This window comes from Pseudomonas sp. TWP3-2 (assembly GCF_049897765.1).
GTDB lineage: Bacteria > Pseudomonadota > Gammaproteobacteria > Pseudomonadales > Pseudomonadaceae > Aquipseudomonas.
The window spans coordinates 1-14,269 of sequence record NZ_JAFCWW010000027.1 but is presented as its reverse complement, the minus strand read 5'-3'; the positions used below and the strand labels follow the sequence as shown (position 1 = coordinate 14,269).

Below are 14,269 nucleotides of genomic sequence, written 5' to 3'. Positions count from 1 at the left end.
TCCTGACTCATCGGCAAATGGTCAGGCTTGGTGGCGTTGGCCGAGTTCGTCGGTAGCTTGCAATCAGGTCCAGGACAGGTCGTACTCAGTCCCAACGGATCCACCCACCCCGTAGGGTTAGGCACGTACTGGGAGTTGTTCAACCCACCCGCAAGCTTGATTGGATCCGGCGTCAGAAAACGTCCGGTCCCCGGATTGTAGTAGCGGTGCCGGTTGTAATGTAACCCTGTCTCAGCATCGAAATACTGGCCTTGAAAGCGCAACGGGTTGTCGATTTCGCTGACGTCCAGCGTCGCGAGGTTTCCGTAGGCACGATATTTCGCGGACCACATGATCTCGCCGCTGTCGTCGGTGAGTTCCTGCGGAGTGCCGAGGTGGTCGAGTTGGTAGTAGAACGGCGTGGCCTTTAGTGGACCCTCGCCGTCGAGCATCGCCAAGGGGCGGAAGCTGCCGGGTTCGTAGATGTAGGTGCGATAGCGGTTGTCGGCGCTCTCGGCGATCAGACGTTCGCCCTGCCACAGGAATTCGGTGGTATGGCTGTCGACGGTTTTTTCGATACGGCGGCCGAAGGCATCGTATTTGTATGCCGCCGTACTGCCTCCCGGCAGACTTACACCGATCAGACGATGTTGGCAGTCATAGCGGTATTCAGTGACGAGTTTCTGGTTCGCGCCGCGCCGCTCGCGGATCAGGTTGCCGTAGGCGTCGTAGTCGTAGTGGCGGTCGCCCTGCATCAGCAGGCGGTTGCCTTTGACGTTGGCCAAATTGGCAACAGGCATGTCGGTTTGACCGAGCAGGTTACCTGCGGGGTCGTGGGCAAAACTTTCGGGCGTTGCGCCACGTACGTTGATCAGGCGATCCAGCGGATCGTAGTGGTAGCTGCGATTGCCTTTGCGGCTGTCGTCGATGCCGGCGAGGTTGCCGTTGGCGTCGTAGCTGTAGCGACGCTGGAACAAGCTTTTGTCGCGTTGGCTGACGCTGTGCGCTTGCAGACGACCTTGTTCGTCGTATTGGTATTGGCTGATCAGAAGACCTTGCTGGCGTTGCTGTTCGCGATCGGCGTTGAATTGGTGGGTGGTGAGGCGTGAACCGTTGAGGTCGATGCTGCTGAGCAGGCCGCCGGGCTGGTGGCGATAGTCGAGTTTGCTGCCGTCTGGGAGGCGACAGTGCTTGAGTTGGCCGACACTGTCGTACTCGTAGCGCAGCGTGCCCCAGCCTTGGTGTTCGGTGATCAAGCGATCTTGCAAGTCGTATTCGTAGGCGAGCGGCCAGTGGCCGTCGTCGACGTTGACCAAGCGGAATTCCAGCTGGCTTTGCCACGATGAACGTGGCTGACGAAACCGTTGCTGTACTCATACGAGGTCGGTTCATCCTCCGGCGGAATGACTGCGACCATCAAACCATCTTCGTCGTAGCGGTATTCGGTAACCGCGCCCAGTGGAAGCGATAATGCTCGGCTTCGCCGGCAGCGTTCTTGGCTTCGATCAGGCGGTGCTATGCGTCGTCCTTCTTGCTGCCCAGCGACCGGCTATCACCAACAACCTGTCATTCGTCGCGATTTTTGGGTAAAGGTGATAGTCAAAAGGGGCGCTCGCTAAAGTTTATTTCACCCTCACTACTGATGCAGCCTATGAAGCTGAGGCTGTCTGAGAAAAAGTAGGTGTGTTGAGGTATATCCGAAAAAATTTGTAGTATGTTTTCCAAGCGTGCTGTGCTTGTTCTGTATGCGCTCTCAGTAAGAGAGTCGCCAAGGAAAATTATCTCAGAGATATTCACGTCTCTTATTTTATTTGATATATAAAAGAATGCTTGGGGTTTTTCATTTTTTGCGTAGTTCATGCTGTTTTGGATTGTGCTCCACGCTATTTTAGACCCGGAGAATGGTAGTTTTTCGTTGATGCTAGACACAAAAGTATCATGGATTTCGGGGGCCAATATCTCAAAAAGAATATTGGAGGCTGTTAGATCTTTTTCAAGCTCGTCGTCGAAATAACTCATTTTTTGAATGCCTTGAGCAGTGTTATTACTTTTTTTTCGCTTGCGTTGAAGAGATAGTGTGGAGCAGGTTTTTTACCTGGCCAGACATTCAGTCCCCGGATGGTAGTAGCGGTGCCGGTTGTAATGTAACCCTGTCTCAACATCGAAATACTGGCCTTGAAAGCGCAACAGGTTGTCGATTTCGCTGACGTCCAGCGCCGCGAGGTTTCCGTAGGCACGATATTTCGCGGACCACATGACCTCGGCGCTGTACTTGGTGAGTTCCTGCGGTGTCGGACTCGTAAGTCGCAACGCTGCCGCCAGGCAGGCTGATGGCGCGCAGGCGATGTTGGCAGTCGTAACGGTATTCGGTGACCAGTTTCTGCCCGGTGCCGCGACGTTCGCGGGTCAGGTTGCCGTAGGCAGCGTAGTCTAGTCGTAGCGGCGGCCGCCCTGCATTAGCAGGCGGTTGCTTTAGGCGCCGCCCCTTTGTGTCGCTTTGATTGTACGGCTGATTCCCTTATTTGATGCGTACCTTCTTCAAAGTGTTTTCAAGCGCAATTTTTAGATCAGTCCAGTTTTTTGCTTTTTCGCTATGAATGGGGTTTTCCCAGTCTAAATGTTCTATTAGTGATACCTTGAACGCTCCGGTCTCACTGAATTCTGGATACCAGCCAATATCCAATATTTGTTCGAAAGGAAGGCTCGCTTGAAATAGATCCTCCTTGAGTTCGTCCACTATAAGAGATATTTCAGAGGATTGATCTACCTGAGAGATGTCGTCAAAATTTATGGTGCCGTCTAGTTTTTCTATTTCGTTGATAAGCATTTTTTCTTTATTTTTTTTATATTTTAAGTGCGTCTTCTGACGTTGGATGGTCATGATTCATATATGTACTTGACTTGGCTGTAATTTATTTAGTTGAAAGGCGGGGCGGATTTGTTTTTTAGTAAATAAAAAATCAGTCCGCTATTTTCTCAGCCTCTTTTTTCGATAAAAAATGTATTCCCCTCTGATCTAGCTTTTTTGTAGTGCCTCTATCGAGACAGCAATTCCATAAGTATTTCAAATGTTTTGACAGTTGATTCGCGCTCATCTGGAGATAACATTTTATTGAGGATTTGCTCGTCTGAGTTACAGTCAAAGACATCGACTCCTATCCAGCCCTGTGACCAGAAGTCAATTGTTCCAACTTTTCCACGGCCCTCAAATTCGACTCGCTCTAGGTCGCCGAAGTCTCCCCCTGAGAAAATGCGAGTACTCAAAAGAATATTGAGATAGGTTTGGCTTGAGGTGTTCATTGAAAAATTGGATATTCATTGTTTTTATCCACGATTGTAATGTTGTCCACTGAGGGGAGATGCTGGTCTCCCTGTAGCAAGTTTGAGGTTGGGGCATCAAACTCGGCGTAGACGGAATTGTTGATTGCAGCTCCTTTAAAGTCAGCAGCGCCATTGGTTGAAATGAAAGTTTGCCCGCCAGTTCCTGGACGATTTTATTGCTACTCTGCATTTGAGACAGTTCATCTGGTGACATCCAACGTCCGACCCGAGTTTTGCTACCCATCAACTACTCTCGACTCCCCAAGTTTTAATGATGAACCTGGAACTACCGGTACCTTTTCATCTACTTTTGCCGAGGCCGCTGGGTCAATGATTCCTGGTCTACAGTTTGGTCCCCCAGAACAGTCGGCGTTCAACCCCAGCGGATCCACCCACCCAGTAGGGTTAGGCACGTATTGGGAGTTGTTCAACCCACCCGCAAGCTTGATTGGATCCGGCGTCAGAAAACGTCCAGTCCGCGGATTGTAGTAGCGGTGCCGGTTGGTATGTAACCCTGTCTCAGCATCGAAACACTGGCCTTGAAAGCGCAACGGGTTGTCGATTTCGCTGACGTCCAGCGTCGCGAGGTTTCCGTAGGCACGATATTTCGCGGACCACATGATCTCGCCGCTGTAGTCGGTGAGTTCCTGCGGTGTACCAAGGTGGTCGAGTTCGTAATAGAACGGCGTGGCCTTTCGCGGGCCTTCTCCGTCCAGCATCACCAATGGCCGAAAGCTGCCCGGTTCGTAGATGTAGCTGCGATAGCGGTTTTCCGCGCTTTCCGCGATCAGGCGTTCGCCTTGCCAGAGAAACTCGGTGGTATGGCCATCGACGGTTTTTTCGATACGACGGCCGAAGGCGTCTGTGCTGCCACCCGACAGACTGACGCCGATCAGGCGATGTTGGCAGTCGTAGCGGTATTCGGTGACCAGTTTCTGCCCGGTGCCGCGACGTTCGCGGGTGAGGTTGCCGTAGTCGTCGTAGTCGTAGTGGCGGTCGCCCTGCATCAGCAGGCGGTTGCCTTTGAGGTTCGCCAGATTGGCGACCGGCATGTCGGTCTGGCCGAGCAGGTTACCCGCGGTCGTGGGCGAAAGTTTCCGGAGTCTCGCCACGCACACTTATCAGTCGATCGAGTGGATCATAGTGATAGCTGCGGTTGCCTTGGCGGCTGTGTTGATGCCGGCTAGCTTGCCGCTGGCGTCGTAGTTATAGCGACGCGGGAACAGGTTTTTCTCGAGGCGACAGATTCATTTCTAGTTAAATAAATCTGTTCTCGTTCCCATCCTATTTTCTAAACACAACTTTCAGCTACAGACTCTTGATTTGTTAGAAGATTTGAGCTCTCAGAGTCCCACCGCTTTGTTTTTGGCCCAATTCGCGTGTCAATCTTCGCGTTTTACCCATTTGCCGAGCTGAAGCTCTTGGCCAATTTTCAAAAAATTTTTCTTTGCTTCTCCAAGAGTCATATGATTCGGCCCACTATAGGTGTCAAGGGATAGTGTGCAGTCATCTTCCCATTGGCATAAGTCACAGATGTCGTAGCTTCCATGTGATGAAAGTGTAAGGTATCCGCAGCAAGGGCAACTTTCTAGAAGTTCAACCTGTCCATACACGTTGTACTCTCCAAGATTTAATGAGGAAAGTTTTTCTGCAAGGTATGTGTTGGTTACACCTTTTAAATTTGAATTGAGTGCGATACGGAGAAGTTCGTCGTATTTTTTTTCGTCAATATCGCTTGGTAAGTCGTCACATGCTTTGATTGTGCTCCTCATGTCATCCGACAAAGCAAAGAACTCTGGGTTGCTCTCATCAATTCCCCACCAGTCGAGAAGGATCGATTCCCGTTCGTCGTGATCAAGTGAAGTTAAAATCTCAGTTGAAATTTTATTGATTGCTTGGTGTCGATCAAGTGTGCTCATGCTATAGCCCCTTGGCTAAATCAATGGCAGATTGGAAAGGATCAGCGCTTCTCCCATCATCTCGGTAGAATGTCCTTATTTCCCGAGATTTCAAGTGTCCAACGAATATTCTTCCGGTAGCTGGGTCGTGTTTAATTATCGTTTTTCCTACATTTGTTTCGTTAAATTTTCCCGATTCTTTCGAAAATTCTTTGGCTTGTTTTAGATATTCAGCTTGGCTTATGTCCCCGAATTCTTTCTGGTCGACTACGTGTTTTTGATAATGAGGTTGGAGCTTTCCAGATGAAAATCCCTTCCAATTGACTCCCGCTGCCGTCGGTGGAGGTACGTCGCCGACATCAACCTTGGCCTTTTCCTCAGGTACTTCGGCTCCTTGTCCTGGAATGCATTTATCTCCACCTGGACATGTATTCAACCCCAACGGATCCACCCACCCCGTAGGATTAGGCACGTACTGGTAGTTGTTCAACCCACCCGCAAGTTTGATCGGATCCAGCGTCAGAAACCGTCCGGTCCCCGGATTGTAGTAGCGATGGCGGTTGTAGTGTAGGCCTGTCTCCGCATCGAAATACTGACCCTGGAAGCGTAGCGGATTGTCGATTTCGTTGACGTCCAGCGCAGCGAGGTTGCCGTAGGCGCGGTACCTGGCCGACCACATGATCTCGCCGCTGTAATCGGTGAGTTCCTGCGGTGTGCCAAGGTGGTCGAGTTGGTAGTAAAACGGCGCTGCCTTGCGCGGTCCTTCGCCGTCGAGCATGGCGAGGGGGCGGAAGGTTCCCGGTTCGTAGATGTAGCTGCGATAACGGTTGTCGGCACTTTCGGCGATCAGGAGTTCGCCTTGCCAGAGGAATTCGGCGGTATGACCGTCGACGGTTTTTTCGATACGACGTCCGAAGGCGTCGTATTTGTAGCTGGCTGTGCTTCCGCCCGGCAGGCTGACGCCGATCAGGCGATGTTGCGCGTCGTAGCGGTATTCGGTGACCAGTTTTTGCCCGGTACCGCGACGTTCGCGGGTCAGGTTGCCGTAGGCGTCGTAGTCGTAGTGGCGGTCGCCCTGCATCAGCAGGCGGTTGCCTTTGACGTTCGCCAGATTGGCGACAGGCATGTCGGTCTGGCCGAGCAGATTACCCGCCGGGTCGTGGGCGAAGGTTTCCGGCGTTGCGCCACGCACGCTGATGAGGCGATCAAGTGGATCGTAGTGGTAGCTGCGGTTGCCTTTGCGGCTGTCGTCGATGCCGGCGAGGTTGCCGCTGGCGTCGTAATTGTAGCGACGCTGGAACAGATTTTTTTCGCGTTGGCTGACACTGTGCGCTTGCAGGCGACCCTGGTCGTCGTATTGGTATTGGCTAAGCAGCAAGCCCTGTTGACGCTGTTGTTCACGGCCAGCAGTGAACTGGTGGGTGGTCAGGCGTGAGCCATTGAGGTCGATGCTGCCCAGATGACCGCCCGGTTGGTGGCGATAATCGAGTGTGCTGCCATCCGGCAGGCGGCAGTGACTGAGCTGCCCGACGCTGTCGTATTCGTAACGCGTGGTGCCCCAGCCTTGGTGTTCGGTGATGAGGCGGTCTTGTACGTCGTACTCGTAAGCCAGCGGCCAATGGCCGTCGTCGACATTGACCAGACGACCGAGGGCGTCGTAGCTGTAGTGGATTTCCTCGCCATCGGCCAAAGTCTTCACCAGCAGGCGGCCGGCGGCGTCACGTTGATACTCGGTCAGCAGTTCACTGCCGTCGTCGCCGAACTCGCTTTTTTTGACCAACTGGCCATTAAGGTCGAACTCGTAAGCGGTGCGACGACCGTCGAAGCCGGTTTCCTGCTGGATCAGGCCGTTCGGGAAATAGTCGAGGTGATAGTGCTCACCGCGTTCGTTTTCGATTTCGGTGAGCAGCAGACGTGAGTTGTCGTAGCGGTAACGCAACTGGCTGCCGTCTGATGCGACGGCTTACCAGTTGCAGGTTGTCGGCTTAGTCGTAGCGAGTTACACAAGCGGAAAAACGGACTGATTTATTCGTCAGTTAATAAATCTGCTTCATTTTCTGGTCCTCTTGGTTTCGAATTTTATTAAGCTGACTCAGCTTTTAAGAGCAAGCTGTTTAGCTCGGGTTCTACTTCCTCAGGAGGAGTGTTTTCAATGATTTGTCTAATGTATTTTGCATATTTTTTTTCTATTGGTACTTCCGCCCAGTCGAGTTCGTAGGCTGCTATAGTTTTTACATCTTTATATTTTGAGTTGGACAGCAATAGTTTAAGGATTTCGATCGAACTTTCAGATCGATCCTCACCGAGTGAAACTGCGCACCTTTGCTGCCAGTATTCCGGCTTAAAAAGTATTTCGTTTGCCAGGCGATTCCAGTGTTCATTTGCGAAATCTATTAGAACGGTTTTTGCTACAAGTTCCGTTGTGTACTCTGTCCAGTTCGAGTTTTCAGAGTCGCCGATCCACTCATGCAGCTTTCCATAAATCCCGTCTGTTTTTAGTTCTGTCATGGAGTAGCTCCTGTTGGGTAGGATGAAGTCACCACGCAGTTCTCTTTAATTACTTGCCATTCCACACCGTCAACAATTTTGGTGTGTTCGGTGACTACAGAGCCAGGTTCGTTTCGCAATATTCTGCCTGGTTCTGCTGCTACTTCGTCAGTGGCTCTTAGTATTTTTGCATCGCTCCAATCTTTAGGTGCGAAGGTATGTCTGTTTGGCGACTTCGCGGCAGACCACCCAACTGTTCCATCCTTTCTTTCCAAAATCATTTTAAAATTTTTGACACTTGTAGTTCCGTCTTTATTGTTGCTAACAATATCAAACTGATAATTTGGTGAACTCATTGCCCGCGGTGAATGCCCTCCGACAGGCTTATTGTGTCCAGGGCTCCGAGTACCATATAAAATTTTCTCCTGCATTGCTTTGGGTAACGGCCCAGTATAGGGAGCGTCAGGACTGCCTTCTTTTACTTTCGCGTCCTCCTCGGCTTTGGCTGCACCATTCGATTCATTGTTTTTCGCGTTTGGACACCCATTCAACCCCAACGGATCCACCCACCCCGTAGGATTAGGCACGTACTGGTAGTTATTCAACCCACCCGCAAGCTTGATTGGATCCGGCGTTAAAAACCGACCCGTGCCTGGATTGTAGTAGCGATGGCGGTTGTAGTGTAGGCCCGTCTCCTCATCGAAGTACTGCCCCTGGAAGCGCAGCGGGTTGTCGATTTCGTTGACGTCCAGCGCGGCAAGGTTGCCGTAGGCGCGGTACTTGGCCGACCACATGATTTCGCCGCTGTAATCGGTGAGTTCCTGCGGTGTTCCAAGGTGATCGAGCTGATAGTAGAAGGGTGCAGCCTTGCGCGGTCCTTCGCCGTCGAGCATGGCGAGTGGGCGGAAGGTTCCCGGTTCGTAAATGTAGCTGCGATAACGGTTGTCTGCACTTTCGGCGATCAGGCGTTCGCCTTGCCAGAGGAATTCGGTGGTCTGGCCGTCAACGGTTTTTTCGATACGACGTCCGAAGGCGTCGTATTTGTAGCTGGCTATACTCCCGCCCGGCAGGCTGGCACCGATCAGACGATGTTGCGCGTCGTAGCTGTATTCGGTGACCAGTTTTTGCCCGGTGCCGCGACGTTCGCGAGTGAGATTGCCGTAGGCGTCGTAGTCGTAGTGGCGGTCGCCTTGCATCAGCAGGCGGTTGCCTTTGACATTGGCGAGGTTGGCGGTTCCGTCGTTGTTCTGGCCGAGCAGGTTACCCGCCGGGTCGTGGGCGAAGCTTTCGGGTGTTGCGCCGCGAACGCTGATCAGGCGATCGAGCGGGTCGTAGTGGAAACTGCGGTTGCCTTTGCGACTGTCGTCGATGCCAGCGAGATTGCCGCTGGCGTCGTAGTTGTAGCGACGCTGGAACAAGTTTTTTTCGCGCTGGCTGACGCTGTGTGCCTGGAGGCGACCCTGTTCATCGTATTGGTATTGGCTGAGCAGCAGGCCTTGTTGACGCTGCTGTTCGCGACCGACGATGAACTGGTGAGAGGTCAGCCTCGAGCCGTTGAGATCGATGCTACTGAGCTGACCACCGGGTTGGTGGCGGTAATCGAGTTTGCTGCCGTCGGGGAGGCGACAATGCTTGAGTTGGCCGACGCTGTCGTACTCGTAGCGTGTGGTGCCCCAGCCTTGGTGTTCGGTGATGAGGCGGTCCTGTACATCGTACTCGTAGGCGAGCGGCCAGTGGCCGTCATCGACATTGACCAGACGGCCGAGGGCGTCGTAGCTGTAGTGAATCTGTTCGCCGTCGGCCAGTGTTTTCACCAGCAGTCGACCGGCAGCGTCACGCTGATACTCGGTCAGCAGTTCGCTGCCGTCGTCGCCGAATTCGGTTTTCTTCAGCAGTTGACCGTTCAGATCGTATTCGTACGCGGTGCGACGACCGTCGAACCCGGTTTCCTGCTGGATCAACCCGTTGGAGTAATAGTCGAGCTTGTAGTGCTCGCCGCGTTCGTTTTCGATTTCAGTGAGCAATAAGCCCGCGTTGTCGTAGCGATAGCGCAACTGGCTGCCGTCGGGGTTAATGCGGCGGCTGACCAGATGCAAGTTGTCGGCGTATTCATAGCGGGTGACGCGGCCAAGTTCATCACGTTCGGCAGTAACGCGGCCGTAGGGATTGTAGGTGAAGGCACGGGTCGCGCCGCCGGGGAGGGTGACCTGTGTCAGGCGATCAACCGCATCCCACTGGTACTGAGTGATGGCGCCGGATTCATCCTGACGGGTGATTTGCCGGCCAAGCGCATCGTAGCGGTACTTGCGTTGCCCGCCGTCTGGCAGGCGTTCTTCCAGCAACTGACCGAGATTGTTCCAGCCCAATAGATGGCGGCTACCATCCGGGTGACGGATTTCCAGCAAGCGACCTTGGCGATCATAGCTGTAGTGGGTTTCGTTGCCGTCGGGGTCGGTTTGCTGGGTGATATCGCCCTGACGGTTGCGTTCGTATTTCCAGCGGGCTTTGCCGCGCTGGACATCGATGAGTTGACCGTTGAAGTAGTTGTAACGGGTCGGCGCCCCCTCCGGCGGGAACACCGCGATCAAGCGACCGGCTTCGCTGTACTGATATTCAGTGATCGCGCCCATCGGATCTTTGACGGCTACCAGACGCCCCTGATCATCGTAAGCGTTTTGCGTTTCTCCGCCATCGGCCGCAGTTTCGCTGATCAGACGTGCATTTTCGTCATGCACATAAACTTGCTCACTGCCGTCTGAGTTGTAAGCGGTTACCGAGCCCTTATCGTCCCATTCATAGCGAGCTTCCAGTTGCGAGTAGTTGGCCCAGTGACGGACGCATCGGGATAGCTTGCCTTCCCGTTCCCACTCCCAGAAAAAACTCGCGCCGCCGGCCAGTTGCCGTTCCACAATGACGTGTTGGTCGTTGTAGCGGTAGTGCTCGGCTTCGCCTGCCGCATTGGTTGCGGAAACTAGCTGATTACGAGCGTTGTAGCGGTAGGTCACCATCGTTTGGATAGTCAGCCAAGGATCCTGGCGTTCACCGCGATCGTTATATTCTGCGCGCTGTTGCTGGTGATCGACTGCCACGATGTGGCGATCGTCGTAGCGAAGCAACAGGGACCGTCCGGCACCGTTGTCGATACGCTGAATTCGACCAACAAAGTCATAACTTAGGTGCAGACGGTTTTCATAGGCATCACTGATGGTTGTCAGTCGACCGGCACGGAAATGATAGAAGCGTGATTTTGCACCCGCCTGAGTCAGAATAAGTTCGCCGGGCGCATCGCCAAGGAAAATCGCCGCTTGCGCCAGACTATTCGTGATGGCCGGCCGTTGTTCAGTCGGCATTGGGAAGCGGGTTTGACGGTTTTCATTGTCAGTCCAAAGGACACCTTCGTCGTCGAGTCGCAAGCGATGTGATAGCGAATGACTCCAGCCATGGCCGAGGCGGCTGTCTATTTCCACCGCGCTGCTGCGATACAGACGCGTCCATTCCAACGGCAGCGAACCAATGAGCTCACCGTCGGTAAGGGTGAGCAGTTCCTCGCCGGTGACCATTGAGATTGGGTCATCTTTAGCACAGGTTTCGTTGACGCACTTAGCGGGTTGATCAGCCGGATTTTTCGATTGATCTGAGGCGTTGTCGATCTTTTCTACTTGCTCGGCACGCGAAGCAGCTTCAGTCTTGCCGCGCGCCTGAACCTGAGCATCGGACTCCACTTTTCCTTCGCCGACAGGATGCTTTTGTTTCGGCGGAGTTGCCGTCTCGGCGGGTTTGGGAGCGGCAATCTTAACGTCCGCTTTACGCGCCGGATTGAACGCCGAGTTCCCGTTAAGCAGCAAAGGCTTCGACGCTTCGGCATGTGGTGTGGCCTTGGTCTTGCTGACTCTCATCAGCATGCCGGTGAAGTCTTCAATCAGCTTCACGACTTTGCCGCTGCTCTGCACGCCTTTGATGGCCTTGGTGCCGACACGCACGGCCAGGCCGAGACCACCGGTCAGCACGACACCGACCAGAATGTTCAGCAGAAACTCGGTGCTCATCTGAGCCAGAACTTCGGTGCAGGTCTGCGGCGGCAACATCTGCACCCAGGCAACGATGGCTGCAACGTAAATCCACATCAGTGGCTCATCGCTGGCGATCAGCAAGGCCGTGTGAATGGCCTCTGCCGACGCGTCATAAATCTTCTTGATCTGTTCTTCGGTGAAGAAGTTTTTAAGCTTTTCGTAATTTTCACGAGGGTGTGCGACGAGGTCGTAGAGGCTCTGAATATCGCCCCACAAGCCCATGATCGCTTTTAGAAAACCCTCCCACGCAGCCTCTAGTTCTTGAAGTACGCGACCACCCAGCGAAGCGTCCGTGTGCGCTTGCCAGAGAGGTAGAAAACTGGTGCTCCACTCTGTCTGCAACCAGCCACCCAGTTCGCCGATGACTCCTTGGTAGGAGTTGAACAGGCTGTCGATCTGCGCGCGAGTAGGGTTGGGGAAGAAGGTGATTTCGTACTGTTGATTAGGTTTGAGCCCTGAGACTTCCAGAATGCCCGTCGAATCGATGGTTTTGTTGATCGCCGGCCCGACTTCGTTCTTGCCCACGAAGCGGCCATCAACTACAGGCGTCAGGCGTACTGGTGTGTTGCCGATCGGTACGAAGCGAGCGGATTCGAAGCTGTGTACAAGCACGAGCTTGCCGTTGGCCGGGCAGTTGGCGTACAGAGTGTTCGCCTTCTTGCTGTCCTTGTCCGCCGTGCCGACTTCGTCACCGACCTTGAATTGCTGCTCCGCATCCAGAATGCCACCATACCAAGCCTCTGCGTGCTCGCGGTAATCCGTCAGACACTTCTTGAAGTCGCTGATAATGGCCTGAGCATCAGGCTGTTTGGCCGTAATACCGCCAACAATTCCACCCATCAAAATGCTCATACCACCACCTCACTTTCCAGATGGGCCTTCAGCAGCCCGCTAAAATTTTCTTCCGTGAGCGGCGTGCGTTTTACGAAGCGCGCCACCTTTTTTCGCAGGTTGGATTCGGGGAACGAAAAGTACAGATCTGCGTGCTCTTCTTGCAACCACTGCATCATGTTGCCGATGACCGTTGACGGATTGTCTTTGGTCAAGCCATCCAACAACTCCTTCGGCACCTCCCACCACGGCCAATCCCTCACCTTCGGCAGCGCCCTCGGCCCGACCTCCAGCGCTTGGCCATTGATCAGATACCGCTCAAACATCGGTATCAGCTCCCCGGCCTTTTCCCCGAGTCCATTAAGGATCGGAAAAATATGCCGCCCATCCCAAAACCGAAAAAACACCTCGGTGCCATCCGGCATTTTCACCTGGGTCAGGCTGCGCAAATGCTCGAACACGTCGTTCGGCTCTGAGCGCGACACTGCCAGCCAGCCCCAGTCGAGCGCATCGGTTTCGGCGATCCACGGCAGGAACGCCGAGTTGGCCTTGATCTCGGTGACGTAGGGCATTACCGGCTGCCAGGTGGCGTAGGGCGTGCCGCCCCAGATGGGCGTGGCTTGGGTGGAGGGATCGCTTTGGTACAAGGCTTTAAGCGCCTCGGCATCGCTGGCCGCGCTGATGATCAGGTACAGGCGCTGATCGTTTTGCAGTGGCTGTTGCGCCAGCCATTCCTTGGGTGTCAGTCGTTCAGATGGCACAGGCACCTGCCTTACATTTCTCACACTCTTCACAGAACGGAGCATTGCGTTTGAGGGTGTTGATCTGGGCCGGGGTCAGGACGGCACCCGCCTTGTCGGCGTCGGCCTGTTTGAGTGCGCCGGGCATTAGCGGGGTGGCGCCCGTGCCGCTGCCGGGGCTGCCGCCGGAGTTCATGTTGATGACAGGGCCGCTCATGGTCACGCCGCCGCTGTCGATCTTGATGAAGCTCCCACCACCAATCAGCGTCAGCTCCGCGCCAGCCTCCATCACCACTTTCATGCCGCTGCTCAGGTGGATTTCCTGACCGGCGTCGATGAACTGCCCGGTGCCGATTTTCACGTGCTGATTCACACCCACCGTCAGGTGATCACTGGCCTGCGCTTCGACCTTGCGATCGGCATAAACGGTGTGATGTTCTTCGGCTTTGAATTCCGTGTAGCTGTTCTTTTCGACGGTGTCGTGGCGTTCGTTGCCGACGCGAATCTTCTGGTCGTGCTCGATGTTTTCGTCCCAGTCGCGCTGGGCGTGCAGGAAGATTTGTTCCTGGCCTTTTTTGTCTTCGATACGCAGTTCGTTGAAGCCGCCTCCGCCCATTGAACTCAAGGTCTTGAAGGTGCTGCGCGTCTTGTTCGCCGGCAGGGCGTAGGGGACGGTGTTTTCCTTGTGGTACAGGCAGCCGCTGATCAGCGGTTGATCGGGGTCGCCTTCGAGGAAGGTCACGAGCACTTCCATGCCGATGCGCGGGATGGCGATGCCGCCGTATTGCGCGCCGGCCCAGGCGCTGGAGACGCGCAGCCAGCAGCTGGTTTTGTCATCGGCTTGGCCTTCGCGGTCCCAGTGGAATTGGACTTTGACGCGGCCGTACTGGTCGCAGTGGATCTCTTCACCTTTGGGGCCGGTGACCACGGCGCTTTGGCTGCC

At 54.2% G+C, this 14,269-nt stretch carries 7 protein-coding genes and 5 pseudogenes; all 12 read right to left on the bottom strand.

Going from position 1 to position 14,269, the window contains the following annotated elements; genetic code table 11:
• Positions 1 to 68 precede the first annotated feature (68 nt).
• A pseudogene (locus tag ACP7EE_RS25470) lies at positions 69 to 1,298 on the bottom strand (RHS repeat-associated core domain-containing protein); the annotation flags it as partial.
• A gap of 280 nt (positions 1,299 to 1,578) precedes the next feature.
• A complete protein-coding gene (locus ACP7EE_RS25465) occupies positions 1,579 to 1,998 on the bottom strand; it encodes a hypothetical protein (RefSeq protein ID WP_426237642.1) in 420 nt (139 codons plus the stop codon).
• 90 nt (positions 1,999 to 2,088) lie between these two features.
• A pseudogene (locus ACP7EE_RS25460) lies at positions 2,089 to 2,448 on the bottom strand (RHS repeat domain-containing protein); the annotation flags it as partial.
• A gap of 49 nt (positions 2,449 to 2,497) precedes the next feature.
• Positions 2,498 to 2,860, bottom strand: coding sequence for a hypothetical protein (locus ACP7EE_RS25455; protein WP_426237640.1), 363 nt, complete (start codon positions 2,858 to 2,860; stop codon positions 2,498 to 2,500).
• A 415-nt stretch (positions 2,861 to 3,275) separates the two neighbouring features.
• Positions 3,276 to 3,452 (bottom strand): annotated as a pseudogene (locus ACP7EE_RS25450) (hypothetical protein); the annotation flags it as partial.
• Positions 3,453 to 3,623: 171 nt separating this feature from the next.
• A pseudogene (locus tag ACP7EE_RS25445) lies at positions 3,624 to 4,535 on the bottom strand (RHS repeat domain-containing protein); the annotation flags it as partial.
• A 147-nt stretch (positions 4,536 to 4,682) separates the two neighbouring features.
• Positions 4,683 to 5,219 carry a CPCC family cysteine-rich protein gene (locus ACP7EE_RS25440; RefSeq protein WP_426237638.1) on the bottom strand — a complete coding sequence of 179 codons (537 nt, stop codon included), beginning with the start codon at positions 5,217 to 5,219 and terminating at the stop codon, positions 4,683 to 4,685.
• A 1-nt stretch (position 5,220) separates the two neighbouring features.
• Positions 5,221 to 7,183 (bottom strand): annotated as a pseudogene (locus tag ACP7EE_RS25435) (RHS repeat domain-containing protein); the annotation flags it as partial.
• 97 nt (positions 7,184 to 7,280) lie between these two features.
• The gene (locus ACP7EE_RS25430; protein WP_426237636.1) at positions 7,281 to 7,706 is read right to left on the bottom strand and encodes a HEAT repeat domain-containing protein; all 426 of its coding nucleotides are present in this window, start codon (positions 7,704 to 7,706) and stop codon (positions 7,281 to 7,283) included.
• Positions 7,703 to 12,607 (bottom strand): RHS repeat-associated core domain-containing protein, encoded by a 4,905-nt coding sequence (locus ACP7EE_RS25425; protein ID WP_426237634.1) that lies wholly within the window; start codon positions 12,605 to 12,607, stop codon positions 7,703 to 7,705. The genes ACP7EE_RS25430 and ACP7EE_RS25425 overlap by 4 nt, the downstream gene beginning before the upstream one ends.
• Entirely contained in the window at positions 12,604 to 13,347 is a 744-nt protein-coding gene (locus ACP7EE_RS25420; protein ID WP_426237632.1) for a DUF4123 domain-containing protein, read from the bottom strand. Before ACP7EE_RS25420 ends, ACP7EE_RS25425 begins: the two co-directional genes overlap by 4 nt.
• Positions 13,337 to 14,269: type VI secretion system tip protein TssI/VgrG (tssI, locus tag ACP7EE_RS25415; RefSeq protein WP_426237630.1), on the bottom strand; the 933-nt coding region annotated here is incomplete at its 5' end. The genes tssI and ACP7EE_RS25420, both read right to left, overlap by 11 nt.